Origin of the sequence: Microbacterium jepli (genome assembly GCF_047237905.1) — a bacterium.
In the GTDB taxonomy this organism is placed as follows: domain Bacteria; phylum Actinomycetota; class Actinomycetes; order Actinomycetales; family Microbacteriaceae; genus Microbacterium.
Window position 1 is genome coordinate 1332720 of sequence record NZ_JBDFLW010000005.1, and the last position, 19356, is coordinate 1352075.

Sequence of the window (19356 nt, forward strand, 5' to 3'; positions counted from 1 at the left end):
CTCAGCCGACGACGGCTTCGACGTTGGACTGCGCCGTGTCGAGGAGCTTCTGCGGGTCGCCGGTCTTCAGCGACTCCAGCTGGGAGTTGAAGTCGGTGATGACCGACGCGATGCCGTCGTTGGTCGGCACGCTCTTGGCGTAGTCGGCGGCGGTGAGGAACGCGGCGAGGGTGGGGTTCTCGCTCTTCCACTCCTCGGCGGCCGACTGGACGGGCGGCATCGGGCCGAACGCCTTCGAGAAGGACAGCACCTGCTCGGAGCTCGTCAGGTACTCGACCAGGTCGAGGGCGGCCTTCTGGTTGGGGCTGTCGGCGGCCATGCCCCAGCAGTTCGTGAACTGCAGCGTGCCCTGGCCGCTCGGACCCGCCGGCAGCTCGGCGACGACGTAGTCGACGTCGGGGTAGTCCGACGACATCGCGCCGGTGATCCAGTTGCCCTCGATCGTCATGGCCGCGAGCCCCTTGCCGAAGGCCTCGCCGCCCCAGCCTGCGCCCACGTCGGACGCGAACGCGAAGTCGCCCTGCGCCAGGTTGGTTTTCACGTAGTCGAGCGCCTCGACGTTCTCGGGGCTGTTGGCGACGGCCTGCGTGCCGTCGTCGCTCACGAGACCGCCGCCGGCCTGTGCCATGAACGCTCCGACACGCTGGTACTCCGCACCGAAGGCGAGGCCGACGCGGCCGTCGGCGGTGAGCTTCTGCGCCACCGAGGCGAGGTCGTCCCAGGTCGTCGGGATGTCCGCGTCGGTCAGGCCCGCGGCATCCCAGATCCCCTTGTTGATGATGAGCTGGAGGGTCGAGAAGTCCTTCGGGGCGCAGTAGAACTGGTCGTCGTAGGTGAAGTTCTGCACCAGCGACGGGTAGAAGTCGTCCTTGTTGCCCAGGAGGTCGCCGTAAGCCTTGACCGAGCCGTTCTCGGCGTAGCCGGCCAGGGCCTCGGGAGCGAGGTAGAGGAGGTCCGGCGGGGAGCCGGCGGCGAAGCCCTGCGACAGCTCCTGCGGCAGGTCGCTGGCGGTCGACACCGTCGCCTGCACTCCGGACTCCTTCGACCACGCCGCGACGGCCGCGTTGACGGCGTCGGTCTCGGCGTCGCCCGAGGATCCGATGAGGATCTTGAGTCCGTCGTCGGACGACGTGAGGTCGCCCGAGCCTTCGGATGCGCCGGGGTCGCTGAAGCCCGAGCCCGAGCCGCATCCCGCCAGAACCAGGGCGCCGGTGGCGGTGAGGGCGCCGACGGCGATGAGCCGGCGGATTCCGCTGCGTGTCATGTCTCTCTCCTTCGAGTAGCCGTGAGGGTGGTGCAGGGTGAGTCGCGCGGATATTTGATCGTTCAAACTCAGCGCGTGGATAGACGGTAGATCGCGTTTTCTCAGCTTGTCAACCCGTTGCCGGGGGCTGGATAGGATGCTGAGCACATCGACCGCGACGAAGGGGGAGCCGTGGATCGCACCCCGACCGTGGAGGACGTGGCCCTCGTCGCCGGCGTATCCCGGCAGACGGTCTCGAACGTCCTGAACGCCCCGGACGTCGTTCGACCGGCCACGCGGGAGCGCGTGACGCAGGCCATCGCGCAGCTGGGCTATCGCCAGAACGCCGCCGCGCGACGGCTGCGAACGCGGCGCAGCTCGACCATCGGCATCCATTTGGATCCCTACGCCGGCGGCGTCTCGGGCGTCGTCCTCGACCGGTTCGTGCACGCGCTCACGGAGCGCAGCAGCGAGCGCGGCATGCGGATGCTGGTCTACGCCGCCCGGACGCCGGAGGAGGAGCTGGCGCGTCTGGCCGACCTCACCGAGGCGGGCGAGGTCGACGCCGTGGTCGTGACGGGCACGTTCCACGGCGACCCGCGGACCGGCTGGCTCGTCGAGCGGGCGATTCCGTTCGTGTCGTTCGGGCGCCCCTGGGGCGCGGACGACGTGTCAGCTCCCGCCCACCTCTGGGTGGACGTCGACGGGGCGGCGGGCACACGCGCCGCCACCGAGCGGGCTCTGCGGACGGCAGGGTCGCAGGTGGCGTTCCTCGGCTGGCCTCAAGGATCGGGCACGGGCGACGACCGCGAGCGCGGGTGGCGGGAGGCCGGTGGCGGCGGACCGCGGCTCGTGACCGAGGAGAGCGTGCCCGGCGCGCGCGCCGTCGTTGAGCAGGCTCTGACGGCAGGACCGCTCGACGCCGTGGTGTGCGCCAGCGACTCGCTCGCGATCGGCGCACACATGGCCGCCGTCGCCGCGGGCCGCCCGGAGCTCCCGATCTTCGGGTTCGACAACACCCCGGCCGCAGAGGCGCTCGGACTGTCGAGCGTCGAGCAGCTGCCTGAGCAGGTCGCGATCGGCGCGCTCGAGCTGCTGATGGGGCCGTCGGGCACGTCGATCAGCCCGCGCCCCGCGGTGCCGGGTGGCGCCCACGTGCTGGTCGAGCCGCGGCTCGTGCTGCGCTGAACCCGGGCGCCGACCCACCTCTCCCCGCGAGAGTGCACCGCACCGGCGAGACGTAGGGGATTCCCCTCCGTCTCGCCGCGCGGGTGCTGTCTCGCGGGAACCGGGGGAGGTCAGCGCCCGCCGAGGCGGCGGGCGAGCTCGCGGGCGACCGGCTCCACGCGGGCGGCGAGGGCGGCCGGGTCGACAGGGCGGTCCTCGGCATAGGTCACGGCGATCGCGGCGACCGGCCAGCCCACGTGGTCGCGCACGGCGACGCCGATCGAGCGCAGTCCGAGCGTGACCTCGCCGTCCTCGCTCGCGAAGCCGGCGGCGCGGACGGCGCGCAGCACCTCGCGCAGCTCGCCGGGCCGCCGCGGACCCCGGCCGGTGCGCTCGGCGAAGGCCGCGGCATCCGGATACAGGGCCCGCACCTGCTCGCGGGGGAGCGCGGCGAGCATGGCCCGGCCCGACGCGGTCAGGTGGGCCGGGAGGCGCACGCCGACGTCCGTGACGAGGGTCGGGCGGTGGGGCGCGCGCTCCTCCACGATGTACAGCACGTCGCGGCCGTGCATGACGGCGAGGTGGGCGCTCTCGCCGGTGCGGTCGACGAGCTCGGCGACGACCGGGCGTCCGAGGCGCGCGAGCGGCTCCTGGCGCGAGTAGCCGCCGGCGAGCTCGAACGCGGCGATGCCGAGCCCCCACCGCCGTTCCTCGGGCAGATGGACGACGAACTGCTGCTCCTGCATCTCGGCGAGCAGGTGGTAGATGCTCGAGCGCGGGATGCCGAGGGCCACGGCGACCGCCCGCGCGGGTACGGGTCCGCGCTGACGCGCCAGGAACGACAGCACGCGCAACGTCTGCTCCGCCGCCGGCACCTGCGGACGCGTCGCGGACGCGCCGCCCGCCAGCGCTGGACTGTCTGTCATCTCAGACACAGAATGCCACGAGCCGGTGTCGCGGGCGAGGCGCAGCGTGTGGAATCGGCACATGAGCACAGCGAGCGTGGCCGAGATCGCGGCGTCCGACTCCCGCACCGTCACCGTCGGAGCGGTTCCGCTGACAGCCGACGAGGTCGTCGCCGTCGCCCGCCACGGCGCCCGCGTGGCGCTCGCTCCGGAAGCCCTCGAACGCGTCGAGCAGACGCGGGCGCTCGTGGAGCTGCTCGCCGACGACCCGCGGCCGCACTACGGCATCTCGACGGGCTTCGGCGCGCTGGCCACCACCTTCATCGCCCCCGAGCGCCGCCGGCAGCTGCAGGCGAGCCTCATCCGCTCGCACGCGGCCGGCACGGGCACGGAGGTCGAGGGCGAGGTCGTCCGGGCGCTGATGCTGCTGCGCCTCCAGACGCTCGCCTCGGGTCGCACCGGCGTGCGCCGGGAGGTCGTGGAGACCTACGCCGGCTTGCTCGATGCGGGCATCACGCCCATCGTGCGCGAGTACGGCTCGCTCGGATGCTCCGGCGACCTCGCGCCGCTGTCCCACGTCGCACTCGCCGCGATGGGGGAGGGCGACGTCCGCGTCGGCGGCGCCGACCCCGTGCCGGCCGCGCAGGCGCTGGCCGCAGCATCCCTTCCGCTCCTCGTGCTCCGCGAAAAGGAAGGGCTCGCGCTCATCAACGGCACCGACGGCATGCTCGGGATGCTGCTCCTCGTCATCGACGACCTGTCGATGCTGCTCGACACGGCCGACGTGGCCGCCGCCATGTCGGTGGAGAGCCAGCTCGGCACCGACGCCGTGTTCGCGGCCGACCTCATGGCGCTGCGGCCGCAGCTCGGCCAGTCCGCATCGGCCGCGAACCTGCGCCGCATGCTGGCCGGATCGCCGCTGATGGCGAGCCATCGCGACCCTGCGGTGTGCACGCGGGTGCAGGACGCCTACTCGCTGCGGTGCTCGCCGCAGGTGCACGGCGCCGCGCGCGACACGCTCGAGCACGCCCGTCTCATCGCGACGCGCGAGCTCGCCGCCACCGTCGACAACCCGGTCATCACCCTCGACGGGCGCGTCGAGTCCAACGGCAACTTCCACGGGGCGCCGATCGCCGCCGTGCTCGACTTCCTCGCCATCTCCATCGCCGATGTCGCCTCGATCTCGGAGCGCCGCACCGACCGCGCGCTGGACGCCGCCCGCAGCAACGGGCTGCCGCCGTTCCTCGCCGACGAGGTCGGCGTCGACTCGGGACTCATGATCGCCCAGTACTCCGCGGCCGGCATCGTCTCGGAGCTCAAGCGCCTCGCTGTGCCCGCATCGGTCGACTCGATCCCGTCCTCGGCGATGCAGGAGGACCACGTCTCGATGGGCTGGGCCGCCGCGCGCAAGCTGCGCCGCGCCGTCGACGGGCTCACGCGGGTGCTGGCGATCGAGCTGATCACGGCCGCCCGGGCGCTGGATCTGCGCGCGCCCCTGGCGCCCGCCGCGCTCACCGCCGAGGCCCGCGCCGTCGTGCGCACGGCCGCGGGCGGTCCCGGTGCCGATCGCTTCCTCTCGCCGGAGATCGAGGGGGTGGTCGAGCTCGTCGCGGCGGGCGCTGTCGCCGCGGTGCTGAGCGAGCCGCGGGGCGCGGCCGGCGCGGGGCGAGCGGATCAGGAGGAGATGGGCGGAACAGGAGGACCGAGCCGCGGCATCCGTCCTCCGCATCCGCCCATCTCCTCCGGATCGGTGCAGCAGCCGCGCGACAGCGGCGCGAGCACGCACGACACGAGCACGGACGACAAGAGCGAAGGAGTGGACCGATGAGCGGAACGGCGACGGAGGCGGGACCGCGCACGGTGCGCGCGGCGCGCGGGGCTGAGCGCACGGCGAAGAGCTGGGGCGCGGAGGCGGCCAAGCGGATGCTGATGAACAACCTCGACCCGGAGGTCGCGGAGCATCCGGAAGACCTCGTCGTCTACGGCGGCACGGGCAAGGCGGCGCGCACGTGGGCGGCGTACGACGCGATCGTGCGCACTCTCGACGAGCTCGAGCCCGACGAGACGCTGCTCGTGCAGTCCGGCAAGCCGGTCGGCGTGTTCCGCACGCACGAGTGGGCTCCCCGCGTGCTCATCGCCAATTCGAACCTCGTCGGCGACTGGGCGACCTGGCCGGAGTTCCGCCGCCTCGAGCACCTCGGCCTCACCATGTACGGGCAGATGACCGCGGGCTCCTGGATCTACATCGGCACGCAGGGCATCCTGCAAGGCACCTACGAGACCTTCGCCGCGGTCGCACGGTCGCTCGCGCAGAAGGCAGGGCGGGATGCTGCGACCGCGAGCCTCGCCGGAACCCTCACCCTCACCGCGGGCTGCGGCGGCATGGGCGGCGCGCAGCCGCTGGCCGTCACGATGAACGGCGGGGCGGTGCTCATCGTCGACGTGGACGAGAGCCGGCTCGCGCGCCGCGTCGAGCGCCGGTATCTCGACGAGTTCACGACCGACCTCGACGAGGCCGTGCGGCGCGTGCTCGCGGCCAAGGAGTCGGGCGCCCCGCTCTCCGTCGGCCTCGTCGGCAACGCGGCCGAGGTCTTCCCGGAGCTCCTGGCCCGCGGCATCCCGATCGACATCGTCACTGACCAGACGAGCGCGCACGATCCGCTGGCGTACCTGCCGGTCGGCGTGCGCGTCGACGAGTGGCGCGCGGAAGCCGATCGCGATGCCGAGGACTTCACGCGGCGCTCGCGCGAGAGCATGGCCGCGCACGTCGCGGCGATGGTCGGATTCCAGGATGCCGGAGCCGAGGTCTTCGACTACGGCAACTCGCTCCGCGCCGAGGCGCAGCTGGGCGGGTACGACCGGGCGTTCGCGTTCCCCGGCTTCGTGCCGGCCTACATCCGCCCGCAGTTCGCCGAGGGTCGCGGGCCCTTCCGCTGGGTCGCGCTCTCGGGCGACCCGGAGGACATCCGCCGCACGGACCGGGCCGTGACGGAGCTGTTCCCCGACGACGCCGGGCTCCGTCGCTGGATCGAGCAGGCGGGGGAGAAGGTCTCGTTCGAAGGGCTCCCCGCCCGCATCTGCTGGCTCGGCTATAAGGAGCGGCACCTCGCGGGCCTGAAGTTCAACGAGATGGTGGCCTCGGGTGAGCTCTCCGCGCCGATCGTCATCGGACGCGACCACCTCGACGCGGGATCGGTCGCCTCGCCCTACCGCGAGACCGAGGCGATGGCCGACGGCTCAGACGCGATCGCGGACTGGCCGCTGCTCAACGCGCTGCTCAACACCTCCAGCGGCGCGTCATGGGTGTCGATCCACCACGGCGGGGGCGTCGGCATCGGACGCAGCATCCACGCCGGTCAGGTCACGGTCGCCGACGGGTCGGACCTCGCCGCCGAGAAGCTCGCACGGGTGCTCGTCAACGACCCCGGCACGGGCGTGATGCGCCACGTCGACGCCGGCTACGAGCGGGCCAGAGAGGTCGCCCGCGAGCGCGGCCTGAACGTGCCGATGCTGTGAGCGCCGGTCTGCTCCTGACCGGTATCGGCGAGCTGACGACGAACGTCGCGCGCGACGGCGACGCTTGCGGCACCATCCGCGACGCAGCGGTGCTCGTCGAAGACGGGCGCGTCGTGTGGGTCGGAGCCGCCGCGGACGCCGCCGACGCCTCGGCCGTTGACCGCGAGACTGTACCGGGGCGGCGAGACGTAGGGCATTCCCCTCGGTCTCGCCGGTCGGATGCAGTTTCGCGGGCGAGGGCGGTCGCGCGGGCGGGGGCACTGGACGTCGAGATCGTGGATGTCGCGGGCCGGGCCGTGCTCCCGGGATTCGTCGACAGTCACACCCACCTCGTCTTCGGCGGCGACCGTGCGGACGAGTTCGCCGCCCGCATGGCGGGCACGCCGTATGCCGCGGGTGGCATAAGACGGACCGTCGCGGCCACGCGCGCGGCGACGGATGAGCAGCTCCGCGCACGGCTCGCCGCCTTCGTGGCCGAGTTGCATCACCAGGGCACAACGACGTTCGAGGTCAAGACCGGCTACGGCCTCACCGTCGCCGACGAAGAGCGTTCGGCACGACTCGCGGCCGAGGTCACCGACGAGGTGACCTTCCTCGGCGCCCACGTCGTGCCGGGCGAATTCGAGGAGCGACGTGACTCGTACCTCGACCTCGTCTGCGGAGAGATGCTCGACGCGTGCGCGCCGCACGCGCGGTGGATCGACGTGTTCTGCGAACAGGGTGCGTTCACCGCCGAGGAGAGCCGCCGGGTGCTGGAGGCGGGCATCGCGCGCGGTCTTCTGCCGCGGGTGCACGGCAATCAGCTCGGTCCGGGCGAGGGCGTCCGTCTCGCGGTGGCGGTGGGCGCAGCATCCGTCGATCACTGCACGCACCTCTCCGACGAGGACGTCGCGGCGCTGGCGGCCTCCGACACCGTCGCGACCCTGCTCCCCGGGGTGGAGTTCTCGACGCGGCAGCCGTATCCCGACGCGCGGCGACTGCTCGACGCCGGTGCGACCGTGGCGCTGGCGAGCGACTGCAACCCGGGGTCGAGCTTCACCAGTTCGATGCCGCTGATGATCGCGCTCGCCGTCCGCGAGATGGGGATGACCATCGACGACGCCGTGCGGGCGGCGACCGCCGGAGGAGCTGCCGCCCTGCGACGCGCCGACGTCGGGGCCATCGAACCCGGCATGCGCGCCGACCTCGTCGTCCTCGATGCGCCGAGCCGCACCCACCTCGCCTACCGGCCGGGCGTGCCGCTCGTCTCGCGCGTCATGAAGGACGGCGCCTGGCTCTAACCGCCCGTCGAGCCTCAGCGGGGCGAGTCGAAGGTCCAGGATGCCGGCGGCACCGCCGTCGCGACGTCCCAGTCGTCCTCGTCCCACGTGAAGGTCGCGACGGCGCAGGTCGGCACGTGGCCGATGCCGCCGTCGGACAGGCGCTCCGCCAGCACGGTCATGCCGGGATCGTGCGCGACGACCATGACCGCGCGGCCGCCCGCGGCGGCGGCCTCGGAGATCAGCGTCGACGCGGGCGCTCCGTAGAGGCGCTCGACGAGCTCCGGCTCCACGCCGAGCGCCTCGCCGAAGATCGCGGCGGTCGTGCGGGCGCGCAGCGCCGTGCTCGAGCGGATCACGTCGGGCCGGAAACCGGTCGCGGCCAGCCTCGCGGCCATCTCAGGCGCATCGCGGAGCCCGCGCTCATTCAGCGGCCGGTCGTGGTCATCGAGCGACGCGTCGCCCCAGTCGGACTTGGCGTGCCGCACCAGCACCAGCCGGATCACGCGCGCACCGCCAGTCCAGCGAGCAGCTCGAGCACGCACAGTGCGGCCAGGCGGACGGTGCGCCCGTCGGCGGTGTCGGCGGTCGCGTCGACCTCGACGATGTCGGCGCTGACGAGCCGGGGATCGGAAGCCGCGGCGCGTACGAGCGCCCGCAGCTCGTCGGCGCCCAACCCGCCCGGGACGCTCGCGGGGCAGGCGGGGGCGACGGAGCGATCGCAGACGTCGACGTCGACGTCCAGGTGGATCGCGGCCTCGGCGCCGGCCCCCGCCACCTCCTGCGCCTGCGCCATGACGTCGTCGACGCCCCGCCGGCGCAACTCGTCGAGCGTGATGACGGTGATGCCGAGGTCGAGCGCGCGCCGCAGGTAGGCGGCCGAGTTGGCGAAGTCCGCGATGCCGATCTGCACGATGCGGTGCGGCTCGAGGCCGCCTTCCACGAGCCGGCGCACAGGGGATCCGTTGGAGGTGCCGTCCCGCAGGTCGAGGTGCGCGTCGAGCGTGATGAGCCCGGTGGCCGCTGCCCCCTGGGCGACCGCGACCGTCGCGGAGTTGTCGCCGCCGAGCGCGACGACCATGCGCGCCGCAGTGCGCAGCTCGGCCACGCACCCGCGCACGAGCGCCTCACCGGCGGGGCCGTCCGGCTCATCGACGTCGCCCGCGTCGGCGATGCGGAGCACCTCGCCGAGGTCGAGCGGAGGCGGACCCATGAGCACGGGGCTGAAGCGCCGCAGCGCCGCCCGTACGGCCGACGGCGTCGCGTGGGCCCCTGTCGGCGACAGCGAGGTGCGGAACGCCGGCACGCCCACCAGGACGGCGTCGAGACCGTCGCCCTCCGCCGCCGGCCAGTCGCCGGCGCGCGGCCAGAGCGGGTCGACGGAGAGGGGGGCGTCGCTCACGCGTGCCCGATGCGGCGACGCTGGACGACGGTGCGCGCTCCGAGCCCGGCGGCGACGACGGCGAGCAGGCCCAGCGCGAGGACGATGGTCCATTCGAGGGCACCGCTGCCGCGATCAGGATCGACGCCGAAGACGACCTCGATCCATTCCGGTTCGATCAGGGTCGCCACCGCGACGACGAGGAAGAGCGCCGCCAGGGCGAACTGCACGATCATGCGGATGGTCAGGGATCGCTCGCGCGTCATTTCTCTCCTCCGTCGATGCGCCGTCGCACCCGCGCGTCGGTCGCCGCGCCCGTCGCGGCCGATGACCGGTCAGGTCAGCAGAAGATGGGCGATCGTGTAGATCGCGAGACCCGCGAGGGCGCCCACGATCGTACCGTTGAGGCGGATGTACTGCAGGTCGCGCCCCACCATGAGCTCGATCTTCTCCGTCGTCTCGGCGGCGTCCCAGCGCTCGACGGTGTCGGTGATGATCGAGGCGATGTCGTGGCGGTACCTGTCCACCAGGAAGACGGCGGCGTCGGTGACCCAACCGTCCACGCGGCGCTGCAGCGCGGCATCCGTGGTCAATCTCGTGCCGATCTCCGCGAGCGCCGCCGCCGCCCGCACACGCAGGCCGCTGGCGGGATCGGCGAGCGAGGACAGCAGTCCGGTCTTGGCGGTCTCCCACGCCTGCGCGGCGAGCTCGCGCACCCGCGGGCTGTCGAACACCGAGGACTTCGCGTCTTCGAGGCGTCCGATGGTGGTGGGGTCGTGCTGAAGGCCGTCGGCGAGGCGCTCGAGGTAGCCGTCGACGGCCTTGCGTGCCGGATGCTCCGGGTCGGCCTGCACGGCGGCGACGAACTTGATCGCCTCGTTGTAGACCGTGTCATCGACCAGCCGGTGCGCGAGCTTCGGCACCCAGCCGGGTAGACGGCGGGACACGAGCCCGCCGAACGCATCGCGGTTCGCTGCCAGCCAGCTGCCGATGTTCTCGGCGGCGAGGTCGACGGCCTGGTGGTGCGCCCCCGACGCGACGATCCGCTCGAGCCAGACGCCCAGCGGCGGGCCCCACTCGGGAACGATGAGGTGCTCGCGCGCGAGGTCCTCGATGACGCTCTGCACGTCGTCGTCGCTCAGGGCGCGCAGGATGCCCTGCGCCATGTCCGCCGCCTCGGCGGAGACGCGCTCGGCGTGCGTCCCCTTGCCGGGGGTCGGGGTGGGGTCGCTCAGCCACTCGCCGAGCCGTGCCGCGACGGCGGTCGTCTCGAGCTTGGTGCGCACGACGTCCCCGCGCAGGAACTCCGTCTCCACGAACTCCCCGAGGTTCTGGCCGATCTCGTCCTTGCGGCGCGGGATGATCGCGGTGTGGGGGATGGGGATCCCGAGCGGATGCCGGAACAGCGCCGTGACGGCGAACCAGTCGGCCAGTGCACCCACCATGCCGCCCTCCGCGGCGGCGCGCACGTAGGCGAGCCACTCGACGCGCTCCTGGAACACGAAGGCGATGACGAACAGCACCGCCATGAAGAGGAGGGCGCCGAGCGCGACGCCCTTCATCACGCGCAGACCGCGACGGCGCTCCTGGTCTGCGGGGCTGAGCAGGGCCGTGGGGGTGCGCGCCATCGGGCCATCCTCGCACGCCTGGTCTGCGAGACGGCCGGGGTAGCCTTGCCGCGTGATCGACGACATCAAGAAGCGCGCGCTGCATCGCACGAGCATCCTGGAGGGGCAGCTGCGGGGCCTCGCGAAGATGATCGAGAACGAGGACTACTGCATGGACATCATCGCCCAGTCGCGGGCGATCGAGAAGGCGCTGGAATCGCTCAACCGGCTGCTGCTGGAGAACCACCTGCGCACGCACGTGAGCGAGATGTTCGAGGACGGCGGAGACGCCCGAGAGCGCGCCGTCGGCGAGCTGCTGAAGGCCTTCGACTTCGACCGCCGCTGAAGCGTGCTCCGCACGCGCGCGGGTCAGGACTCGACCGGCCCCAGCCAGGCGCTCGCGAGCGCCGAGTGCGCCGACTCCGGGTCGGAGGGGTGGAACATGCCGGCCATGACGTCGCGGTAGAGGCGCCCGAGCTCGGAGCCCGACGTGTACGACGAGCCGCCGGCCACGAGCAGGGCGTCGTCGACGACGGACTTGGCCATTACGACCGCGCGGTGCTTGACGCCCGCGAGCAGCGAGAACCAGCGCGCGCCGTGGTCGACCTGCTCGTCGACGTCGCGCGCCAGCGACTGCAGCTGCGGGGGCAGGGCGTCGTACGCCATCGCCATCCCGGCCACCCGCCGGCGGATGTCGGGGTCCTGGCTGTACGCGGCGCCGGACTTCTTCGAGCGCTTCCGATGCGCCGTCTCCACCGCCACGTCCAAGGCCCGCCGTGCGATGCCTGTATAGACCGAGGCGATCAGGATCTCGAAGACGCTGAAGATCCCGAAGATCAGCGGGTCGGGGCTGGGGCCGGGCGGGATGCGGCGCACGACGCGCTCGGCGGATGCGACCGCGCCGTGCAGCTCCGTCGTGCGGCTCTGCGTGCCTCGCATGCCGACTGTGTCCCAGTCGTCGCGGGTGACGATCGCCTCGCTGCGCGGCAGGAGGGCGAAGACCATCATCGGGGCATCGGGCGACGTCGTGTCGAGGCCGTGCACCCCCAGGTGCGCCCATACCGGAGCGAGCGAGGTGAAGATCTTCGTGCCGGTGAACGCGTATCCGCCGTCGCCGGTGGGTGTGGCATCCGTGTCGCTGCCGAAGAGCACGAGGTCGTTGCCGGCTTCGCTGATGCCGAACGCGAAGACCTCGCCCGCGGCGGCACCGCGCTGCACGAACGCGAGGTCGTCGATGCCCCGGTCCGCCAGCACCCCGGCGACCCCGGTCCAGACGAGGTGCATGTTGATCGCGAGGGCGGTCGCCGGCGCGGCGCCGGCGAGGCGCTGCTGGAGGATCGAGGCCTCGGCGAGCGTGAGTCCGGCGCCCCCGAGGTGCTCGGGCACGAGGATCGCGAGGTAGCCGAGGTCGCGCAGCTCCCCGAGATCGGTCTCCGGGAACGTGTTCGTTCGGTCGTGCTCCACCGCCCGCGCGCGGAATCGTTCGAGGAGGTCGTCGGGCAGCCAGGCCGCTGGGTCGAAGGAGCGGACGGATGCCGCGGCCACCGGTGCGCTCATGACAGGGCCTCTCTCAGCTGGCGGACGGTCTCGTCCGGCCGGTCGCGGTGGGGCGAGTGACCTGCGCCCTCCACGACGGAGACCGTGACAAGAGGGTTCGTCTCGACCTCCGCGCGCAGCGCACCGCCGAAGATGGAGAAGACGGCGGGGTCGGCGGCGATGACGTGCGTCGGCACCGCGAGGCGGGCGGCGGCCTCGCGCACATCCCAGTCCGGGTTCTGATCGCTCGTCTGCTCGACGGCCCACCGGCCGGCCTGGCGGGCGGAGACGACCTTGAGCTCGATGTCCTGCTCGTGCCAGTGGGGGTGCTCCGCGCGGACGGCCGCCTCGGTCGGATCGGCGAACGACCGCTCCTGGCTGGCGCGCACCGTCGAGCGGTCGGTCGCTGCGAGGTGGATGGCCGGGTCGATGAGCACGAGGCGGTGGGTCCAGCCGGGATAGTCCGCAGCAGCCGAGGTCGCCGCGGCGCCGCCGAGGGAGTGGCCGACCACCAGATCCCAGGCGCCGTCCGCGGGGCGCGTGTGCAGCAGATCGGCCGCGTACGCCGGGATCGAGTAGTCGAGCGCGCGCGGCGCCGTGCCGTGGCCGCGCAGGTCGACGGCCTCGGCGAACCAGCCGTCCTCCGCCAGCGCGATGCCGAAGCGCCACATGAGCGCGCCGTTCGATCCCAGGCCGTGGACGAGGAGCGCGCAGCGCGCGGCGGACGGATCGCCCCACGACACGCGGGGGAGGGTGATGGGCACGAGCATGCGTCCAGCCTACGAGCGGCCCCGGGCCCCGGCATCCTGGTCGATGATGGACGTCATGATCTCCAGCGACATGGCCCTCGCGCTCCGCGCCGCCGGACTGGTCTGGCACCCCGCGTCGGGTGACCGCTTCCAGCTGAACGAGCCCGAATTCGACGCCGACGTCTTCACGGTGAGCGAGATGACGATCGAACCGCGCGAGTACTCGACGGGGCGCATCCTGGCCTTCAACGGCACCACCGAGTGGGCACTGGACTCCGTCGCGCTGGAGGACGCCCTGTGGCTGCCGCACGAGGCGCAGCTGCGCGAGCTGCTGCGCGGAGCCTTCCGCGCGCTGCGACGACTCGACGACACGCACGAGGTGGAGATCGCCGTCGGCGGCGAGGCGCAGGTGTTCGAGCACCCCGAGCCCGCCGACGCCTATGCCCTCGCGGTCCTCGAGCTGCTGCGCCGCATCTCCTGACGCACCGGCCGCTCAGGTGATCGTGCCGACCGGCTCCGTGTCGGGGATGGGGCTGGCATCGCGGTGGCGCAGGTCGGGGAAGCCGCGGACGAACACTACGGCGACCGCGACACCGATCACCGCGAATGCGGTCGCGGCGACGTAGGCGCCCTGCGGGCCGACGCCGTCGATGAGGAACCCGGCGACCGCCGAGCCGGCCGCCGCCCCGATGAGCTGACCGGTGCCCACCCAGCCGTAGGCCTCGGCGGTGTCGCTGAATTTCACGCTGGCGGAGGTCATCGCGAAGATGACGGCCAGCGCCGGGGCGATGCCGATGCCGGCGAAGAACAGGGTGCCGCCGAGCCACCAGACGTTCAACGAGACCATCGTGGCGGCCAGCCCGACCGCGACGATGCCCAGACGCCGCGCCATCGCCCACGGACCCATGGGAATGGCGCCGGAGGAGAGCCCTCCGGCGAGGCTGCCGATCGAGAAGACGGCCAGCACGATGCCGGCCTCCAGCCCACCGTGCCCGAACGTCGCCACCACGCCGGCCTCGACCGCCGAGCACGCGCCGATGAGTAGGAAGCCGATGACGGTGGCGAGCACCACGGGAGGCTTTGCCAGCACCTTGCCGAACGCCCGCCGGCTCCGCGGGATGCGCACGCGTCCGACCTCGGGCGACAGGATGAACCAGCCGCCGCCGCCGAGCAGGATGACGACGATCAGGATGAGCGCCTCCCACGTGCCCACCTGCGTCGCGACGAAGGTGATGACCACCGGCGCGAGGATCCAGATGATCTCCTGCAGCGAGGCGTCGAGGGAGAACAGCGGGGTGAGCTGCCGGGAGTTGACCATCTTCGGATAGATGGTGCGGACGGCCGACTGCACCGGCGGCGTCGACAGGCCTGCCACCAGTCCGAGGGCCATGTAGACCGGCAGCGAGGTCTGCACGAGTGCGAGGGTGGTGATGGCTGACGCGCACACGAGGAGCGTCAGCGTGAGCACGCGGCGCATGCCCCAGATGCCCATCCACCGGCTCGTCACCGGGCCGGAGACGGCCTGACCGACGGACGCCGCCGCGAGGACGAGACCGGCGGCGGCGTACGAGCCGGTGACGTGCTCGATGTGGAGGAGCACAGCCAGGCTCGTCATCCCGTTGGGGAAGCGCGCCGTCAGCTGTGCGGCGATGATGCGCCCCACTCCTGGGGTGCGAAGAAGTTCCCGATACCCCGCCACCTCTCCACGGTAGCGGCCGGGAGGCATCGGCGTGACGATCGCCGTCCGCGACACCTCGGCCTCCGCGACACGCCGACGATGCGCGCGGGGCCTGATTCCACAGGTCGATCGATGTCCGAGGGGCGTCCTACCGTGACGCCTGTGGACAGTCGTCCGCCGAGAGGCTCCGAGGGCCGTCATTCAGCGGTTTTCCAGGTTGGCCGACACGCGCCGGCCTGTGGATGAAACGGTGGACAACATGTGTTGTACCTGTGGAGAGCGGAGCAAAAACTACACGGATGTAACTACTACCCCTTGTGGTGACTATCAATGTCGGCACCCATATGTAGTATTGGGTTCCCGGCCGGGGGTTGGCCGGATCCACGATCACAGACACAGACGAAGCTGAGGGGAACACAGCGACATGACCATCACGGTGTACACCAAGCCGTCCTGCGTGCAGTGCAACGCGACCTACCGCGCACTGGACTCCAAGGGCATCGACTACGAGATCCTCGACCTCTCGCAGGACCCCGCGGCCCTCGAGCAGGTCAAGGCCCTCGGCTACCTGCAGGCCCCCGTCGTGATCACCGACGAGGACCACTGGTCGGGCTTCCGTCCCGACAAGATCGACGAGCTCGCCTCGCGACTGGCGTGACCCCGATGGCGACCGCCGGCGCTGAGCGCGCGGTCGCCGTCGGAGCGGCCCCGCTCCTGCTGGTGTTCTTCTCCAGCGTCTCCGGGAACACCGCGCGCTTCGTCGACAAGCTGGGCATCCGTTCTGTGCGGATCCCGCTGCAGTCCGGCGAACCGCCGCTGCACGTCGACGAGCCGTACATCCTCGTGACCCCGACCTACGGCGGGGGACAGGGGAGAGGCGAGGAGAAGGGGGCCGTGCCCAGGCAGGTCATCCGGTTCCTCAACGACGAGCGCAACCGCAGCAACATCCGCGGAGTGATCTCCGCGGGCAACACCAATTTCGGCGACAGCTTCGGCCTCGCCGGAGACATCATCAGCCGCAAGTGCTCCGTGCCGCACTTGTACCGGCTCGAGGTATTCGGCACACCGGATGACGTACGACGCGTCAGCGAGGGATGGGAACGATGGCAGACACTGCTGTGAAGGACGCCGAATTCAAGACCGAGGCGAGGTTCGAGGGCATGGACTACCACGCCCTGAACGCGATGCTCAACCTGTACGACGCGAACGGTCAGATCCAGTTCGACGCCGACAAGCGCGCGGCGCGGGAGTACTTCCTGCAGCACGTGAATCAGAACACGGTGTTCTTCCACTCGCTCCAGGAGCGTCTGGACTACCTGGTCGAGAAGGAGTACTACGAGCCCACCGTGCTCGCGAAGTACTCGCCCGAGTTCATCCAGCAGCTGAACGACTTCGCCTACGGCAAGAAGTTCCGGTTCGAGACCTTCCTCGGCGCGTTCAAGTACTACACGAGCTACACGCTCAAGACCTTCGACGGGAAGCGCTACCTCGAGCGCTTCGAGGACCGCGTCGTCATGACCGCCCTCGCCCTCGCGGACGGTGACGAGACGCTCGCCACGAACCTCGTCGACGAGATCCTCGCCGGCCGGTTCCAGCCGGCCACCCCGACGTTCCTCAACGCCGGCAAGGCGCAGCGCGGCGAGCTTGTGTCGTGCTTCCTCCTCCGCATCGAAGACAACATGGAGTCGATCTCGCGCGGCATCAACTCCTCGCTCCAGCTCTCCAAGCGCGGCGGCGGCGTGGCCCTGCTGCTGTCGAACATCCGCGAGGCGGGCGCGCCGATCAAGCAGATCGAGAACCAGTCCTCGGGCATCATCCCCGTGATGAAGCTCCTCGAAGACAGCTTCAGCTACGCCAACCAGCTGGGTGCGCGTCAGGGCGCCGGCGCGGTGTACCTCAACGCCCACCACCCCGACATCCTGCGGTTCCTCGACACGAAGCGCGAGAACGCCGACGAGAAGATCCGTATCAAGACGCTCTCCCTCGGCGTCGTCGTGCCCGACATCACGTTCGAGCTGGCCAAGAACGGCGAGGACATGTACCTGTTCTCCCCGTACGACGTCGAGAAGGTCTACGGCGTGCCGTTCGGCGACATCTCCGTCACCGAGAAGTACCGCGAGATGGTCGATGACCCGCGCATCAAGAAGACGAAGATCAACGCGCGCGAGTTCTTCCAGACGCTGGCCGAGATCCAGTTCGAGTCGGGCTACCCGTACATCATGTTCGAGGACACGGTGAACGCGGCCAACCCGATCAAGGGCCGGATCAACATGTCCAACCTGTGCTCCGAGATCCTGCAGGTGAACACCCCCACGACGTACAACGAGGACCTGTCCTACGCCGAGATCGGCAAGGACATCTCCTGCAACCTCGGTTCGCTCAACATCGCCCTGGCGATGGACGGGGGAGACCTCGCCAAGACGGTGGACACCAGCATCCGCGCTCTCACCGCCGTCAGCGACCAGAGCCACATCGCCTCCGTGCGCTCGATCGAGAGCGGAAACGACCGCTCGCACGCCATCGGCCTCGGACAGATGAACCTGCACGGCTACCTCGCCCGCGAGCACGTCTACTACGGCTCGGAGGAGGGTGTCGACTTCACGAACATCTACTTCTACTCGGTGCTCTTCCACGCGCTGACCGCGTCGAACAAGATCGCCATCGAGCGCGGGGAGGCCTTCGACGGCTTCGCCGACTCCACGTACGCGTCGGGCACGTTCTTCGACAAGTACATCGACCAGCCGTGGGTGCCCGCCACCTCCAAGGTCGAGGCGATGTTCGCCGGACACCACATCCCGACGCAGGACGACTGGCGCGAGCTGAAGGCGTCGATCCAGGCGCACGGCATCTACAACCAGAACCTGCAGGCGGTGCCGCCCACCGGCTCGATCTCGTACATCAACAACTCGACGTCGTCGATCCACCCGATCGCGGCGAAGGTCGAGATCCGCAAGGAGGGCAAGCTGGGTCGCGTCTACTACCCGGCCGCCTTCATGACCAACGACAACCTGGAGTACTACCAGGACGCGTACGAGATCGGCTACGAGAAGGTCATCGACACGTACGCCGCGGCCACGCAGCACGTCGACCAGGGCCTGTCGCTGACGCTGTTCTTCAAGGACACCGCCACCACGCGCGACATCAACCGGGCGCAGATCTACGCCTGGCGCAAGGGCATCAAGACGATCTACTACATCCGCCTGCGTCAGATGGCGCTCGAGGGCACCGACATGCAGGAGTGCGTCAGCTGCACGCTGTGACGTGTCGCCGCGCAGAGAGAAGAGACGGAAATGGCTGAGAAGCTGCAGCTCCTGAACCAGGTTCAGGCGATCAACTGGAACCGCATCCAGGACGACAAGGACCTCGAGGTCTGGAACCGTCTGGTGAACAACTTCTGGCTGCCCGAGAAGGTGCCGCTGTCCAACGACATCCAGTCGTGGAACACGCTCACCCCGGAGGAGCAGACGCTCACCATGCGGGTGTTCACCGGTCTGACGCTGCTCGACACCGTGCAGGCCACCGTCGGCGCCGTCTCGCTGATCCCCGACGCGATCACCCCGCACGAGGAGGCGGTGTACACCAACATCGCCTTCATGGAGTCGGTGCACGCCAAGAGCTACTCGTCGATCTTCTCGACCCTGTGCTCGACGAAGGAGATCGACGAGGCGTTCCGGTGGTCGGTGGAGAACCCCAACCTCCAGAAGAAGGCCGCGATCGTCATGGAGTACTACCGGGGTGATGAGCCTCTGAAGCGCAAGATCGCGTCGACGCTGCTCGAGTCGTTCCTGTTCTACTCCGGCTTCTACCTGCCCATGCACTGGTCGAGCCGCGCCAAGCTCACCAACACGGCCGACCTCATCCGACTGATCATCCGCGACGAGGCCGTGCACGGCTACTACATCGGCTACAAGTTCCAGCGCGGGCTGGAGCTCGTCGACCAGGCGAAGCGCGACGACCTCAAGGACTACGCGTTCTCGCTGCTGTACGAGCTCTACGACAACGAGGTGCAGTACACGCAGGACCTCTACGACTCCGTCGGCCTGACCGAGGACGTCAAGAAGTTCCTGCACTACAACGCCAACAAGGCGCTGATGAACCTCGGCTATGAGGCGATGTTCCCCTCGACGGTCACGAACGTGAACCCGGCGATCCTGTCGGCGCTCTCGCCGAACGCCGACGAGAACCACGACTTCTTCTCGGGGTCGGGCTCGTCGTACGTCATCGGCAAGGCCGAGGCGACCGAAGATGAGGACTGGGACTTCTGAGAGCCGGAATCGGATGAGCAGAACGGGGCCGCGACGAGAGTCGCGGCCCC

Annotated in this window: 19 protein-coding genes; 10 read left to right on the top strand and 9 right to left on the bottom strand. The window is 70.6% G+C overall.

Annotation, left to right across the window (positions count from 1 at the left end; all coding sequences use genetic code 11):
- Nucleotide 1: 1 nt before the first annotated feature.
- A complete protein-coding gene (locus tag ABC304_RS10500) occupies nt 2-1264 on the bottom strand; it encodes a sugar ABC transporter substrate-binding protein (RefSeq protein WP_412930556.1) in 1263 nt (420 codons plus the stop codon).
- A 171-nt stretch (nt 1265-1435) separates the two neighbouring features.
- Here ABC304_RS10500 and ABC304_RS10505 point away from each other — a divergent pair, with 171 nt between their 5' ends.
- The gene (locus ABC304_RS10505; protein ID WP_412930557.1) at nt 1436-2431 is read left to right on the top strand and encodes a LacI family DNA-binding transcriptional regulator; all 996 of its coding nucleotides are present in this window, start codon (nt 1436-1438) and stop codon (nt 2429-2431) included.
- Nucleotides 2432-2541: 110 nt separating this feature from the next.
- On the opposite strand, the gene ABC304_RS10510 is transcribed toward ABC304_RS10505, so the two are convergent.
- A complete protein-coding gene (locus ABC304_RS10510; RefSeq protein WP_412930558.1) occupies nt 2542-3336 on the bottom strand; it encodes an IclR family transcriptional regulator in 795 nt (264 codons plus the stop codon).
- A 61-nt stretch (nt 3337-3397) separates the two neighbouring features.
- On the opposite strand from ABC304_RS10510, the gene hutH reads away from it, so the two are divergent.
- From hutH to hutI, 3 genes are read left to right on the top strand one after another with little or no spacing between them, the layout of a single operon-like run.
- Nucleotides 3398-5143 carry a histidine ammonia-lyase gene (hutH, locus tag ABC304_RS10515; protein ID WP_412930559.1) on the top strand — a complete coding sequence of 582 codons (1746 nt, stop codon included), beginning with the start codon at nt 3398-3400 and terminating at the stop codon, nt 5141-5143.
- Nucleotides 5140-6831: a urocanate hydratase gene (gene hutU / locus ABC304_RS10520; RefSeq protein ID WP_412930560.1), complete on the top strand. Its 1692-nt coding sequence runs from the start codon at nt 5140-5142 to the stop codon at nt 6829-6831. Before hutH ends, hutU begins: the two co-directional genes overlap by 4 nt.
- The gene (gene hutI, locus ABC304_RS10525) at nt 6828-8111 is read left to right on the top strand and encodes an imidazolonepropionase (RefSeq protein WP_412930561.1); all 1284 of its coding nucleotides are present in this window, start codon (nt 6828-6830) and stop codon (nt 8109-8111) included. Before hutU ends, hutI begins: the two co-directional genes overlap by 4 nt.
- A gap of 14 nt (nt 8112-8125) precedes the next feature.
- On the opposite strand, the gene ABC304_RS10530 is transcribed toward hutI, so the two are convergent.
- From ABC304_RS10530 to ABC304_RS10545, 4 genes are all read right to left on the bottom strand, one after another.
- Nucleotides 8126-8596: a SixA phosphatase family protein gene (locus ABC304_RS10530; protein WP_412930562.1), complete on the bottom strand. Its 471-nt coding sequence runs from the start codon at nt 8594-8596 to the stop codon at nt 8126-8128.
- Complete coding sequence (locus ABC304_RS10535) at nt 8593-9492, bottom strand: arginase family protein (protein ID WP_412930563.1); 900 nt, start codon at nt 9490-9492, stop codon at nt 8593-8595. Before ABC304_RS10535 ends, ABC304_RS10530 begins: the two co-directional genes overlap by 4 nt.
- The gene (locus ABC304_RS10540; protein WP_412930564.1) at nt 9489-9737 is read right to left on the bottom strand and encodes a hypothetical protein; all 249 of its coding nucleotides are present in this window, start codon (nt 9735-9737) and stop codon (nt 9489-9491) included. Before ABC304_RS10540 ends, ABC304_RS10535 begins: the two co-directional genes overlap by 4 nt.
- 69 nt (nt 9738-9806) lie before the next feature.
- Complete coding sequence (locus ABC304_RS10545; RefSeq protein ID WP_412930565.1) at nt 9807-11099, bottom strand: DUF445 domain-containing protein; 1293 nt, start codon at nt 11097-11099, stop codon at nt 9807-9809.
- Between the two features lie 52 nt (nt 11100-11151).
- Between ABC304_RS10545 and ABC304_RS10550 the strand changes: the two genes are divergently transcribed.
- Nucleotides 11152-11424, top strand: a complete 273-nt coding sequence (locus tag ABC304_RS10550; protein ID WP_412930566.1) for a metal-sensitive transcriptional regulator — start codon at nt 11152-11154, stop codon at nt 11422-11424.
- A gap of 23 nt (nt 11425-11447) precedes the next feature.
- Here the strand turns inward: ABC304_RS10550 and ABC304_RS10555 are convergent, their stop codons facing one another.
- Both ABC304_RS10555 and ABC304_RS10560 read right to left on the bottom strand, forming a co-directional pair.
- A complete protein-coding gene (locus ABC304_RS10555) occupies nt 11448-12635 on the bottom strand; it encodes an acyl-CoA dehydrogenase family protein (RefSeq protein WP_412930567.1) in 1188 nt (395 codons plus the stop codon).
- On the bottom strand, nt 12632-13384 hold the full coding sequence (locus ABC304_RS10560; protein ID WP_412930568.1) for an alpha/beta fold hydrolase: 753 nt from the start codon (nt 13382-13384) through the stop codon (nt 12632-12634). Before ABC304_RS10560 ends, ABC304_RS10555 begins: the two co-directional genes overlap by 4 nt.
- Nucleotides 13385-13439: 55 nt before the next feature.
- Between ABC304_RS10560 and ABC304_RS10565 the strand changes: the two genes are divergently transcribed.
- Nucleotides 13440-13844, top strand: a complete 405-nt coding sequence (locus ABC304_RS10565) for a pilus assembly protein CpaE (RefSeq protein WP_412930569.1) — start codon at nt 13440-13442, stop codon at nt 13842-13844.
- Nucleotides 13845-13856: 12 nt separating this feature from the next.
- Here the strand turns inward: ABC304_RS10565 and ABC304_RS10570 are convergent, their stop codons facing one another.
- A complete protein-coding gene (locus ABC304_RS10570) occupies nt 13857-15062 on the bottom strand; it encodes an MFS transporter (RefSeq protein ID WP_412932899.1) in 1206 nt (401 codons plus the stop codon).
- A gap of 403 nt (nt 15063-15465) precedes the next feature.
- Here ABC304_RS10570 and nrdH point away from each other — a divergent pair, with 403 nt between their 5' ends.
- From nrdH to nrdF, 4 genes are read left to right on the top strand one after another with little or no spacing between them, the layout of a single operon-like run.
- A complete protein-coding gene (gene nrdH, locus ABC304_RS10575; RefSeq protein ID WP_127095965.1) occupies nt 15466-15699 on the top strand; it encodes a glutaredoxin-like protein NrdH in 234 nt (77 codons plus the stop codon).
- 5 nt (nt 15700-15704) lie between these two features.
- The gene (nrdI, locus tag ABC304_RS10580) at nt 15705-16163 is read left to right on the top strand and encodes a class Ib ribonucleoside-diphosphate reductase assembly flavoprotein NrdI (protein ID WP_412932901.1); all 459 of its coding nucleotides are present in this window, start codon (nt 15705-15707) and stop codon (nt 16161-16163) included.
- On the top strand, nt 16145-18301 hold the full coding sequence (gene nrdE, locus ABC304_RS10585) for a class 1b ribonucleoside-diphosphate reductase subunit alpha (RefSeq protein WP_412930570.1): 2157 nt from the start codon (nt 16145-16147) through the stop codon (nt 18299-18301). Before nrdI ends, nrdE begins: the two co-directional genes overlap by 19 nt.
- Before the next feature lie 30 nt (nt 18302-18331).
- Complete coding sequence (gene nrdF, locus ABC304_RS10590) at nt 18332-19306, top strand: class 1b ribonucleoside-diphosphate reductase subunit beta (protein ID WP_127095963.1); 975 nt, start codon at nt 18332-18334, stop codon at nt 19304-19306.
- Nucleotides 19307-19356: the final 50 nt, after the last annotated feature.

Coding starts and splice junctions, on each gene's coding strand:
- nrdH (WP_127095965.1), top strand. CDS start 15,466: ATGACCATCACGGTGTACACCAAGCCGTCCTGCGTGCAGTGCAACGCG.
- ABC304_RS10540 (WP_412930564.1), bottom strand. CDS start 9,737: ATGACGCGCGAGCGATCCCTGACCATCCGCATGATCGTGCAGTTCGCC.
- ABC304_RS10500 (WP_412930556.1), bottom strand. CDS start 1,264: ATGACACGCAGCGGAATCCGCCGGCTCATCGCCGTCGGCGCCCTCACC.
- hutU (WP_412930560.1), top strand. CDS start 5,140: ATGAGCGGAACGGCGACGGAGGCGGGACCGCGCACGGTGCGCGCGGCG.
- ABC304_RS10510 (WP_412930558.1), bottom strand. CDS start 3,336: ATGACAGACAGTCCAGCGCTGGCGGGCGGCGCGTCCGCGACGCGTCCG.
- nrdI (WP_412932901.1), top strand. CDS start 15,705: ATGGCGACCGCCGGCGCTGAGCGCGCGGTCGCCGTCGGAGCGGCCCCG.
- ABC304_RS10545 (WP_412930565.1), bottom strand. CDS start 11,099: ATGGCGCGCACCCCCACGGCCCTGCTCAGCCCCGCAGACCAGGAGCGC.
- ABC304_RS10555 (WP_412930567.1), bottom strand. CDS start 12,635: ATGAGCGCACCGGTGGCCGCGGCATCCGTCCGCTCCTTCGACCCAGCG.
- nrdF (WP_127095963.1), top strand. CDS start 18,332: ATGGCTGAGAAGCTGCAGCTCCTGAACCAGGTTCAGGCGATCAACTGG.
- nrdE (WP_412930570.1), top strand. CDS start 16,145: ATGGCAGACACTGCTGTGAAGGACGCCGAATTCAAGACCGAGGCGAGG.
- hutH (WP_412930559.1), top strand. CDS start 3,398: ATGAGCACAGCGAGCGTGGCCGAGATCGCGGCGTCCGACTCCCGCACC.
- ABC304_RS10560 (WP_412930568.1), bottom strand. CDS start 13,384: ATGCTCGTGCCCATCACCCTCCCCCGCGTGTCGTGGGGCGATCCGTCC.
- ABC304_RS10565 (WP_412930569.1), top strand. CDS start 13,440: ATGATCTCCAGCGACATGGCCCTCGCGCTCCGCGCCGCCGGACTGGTC.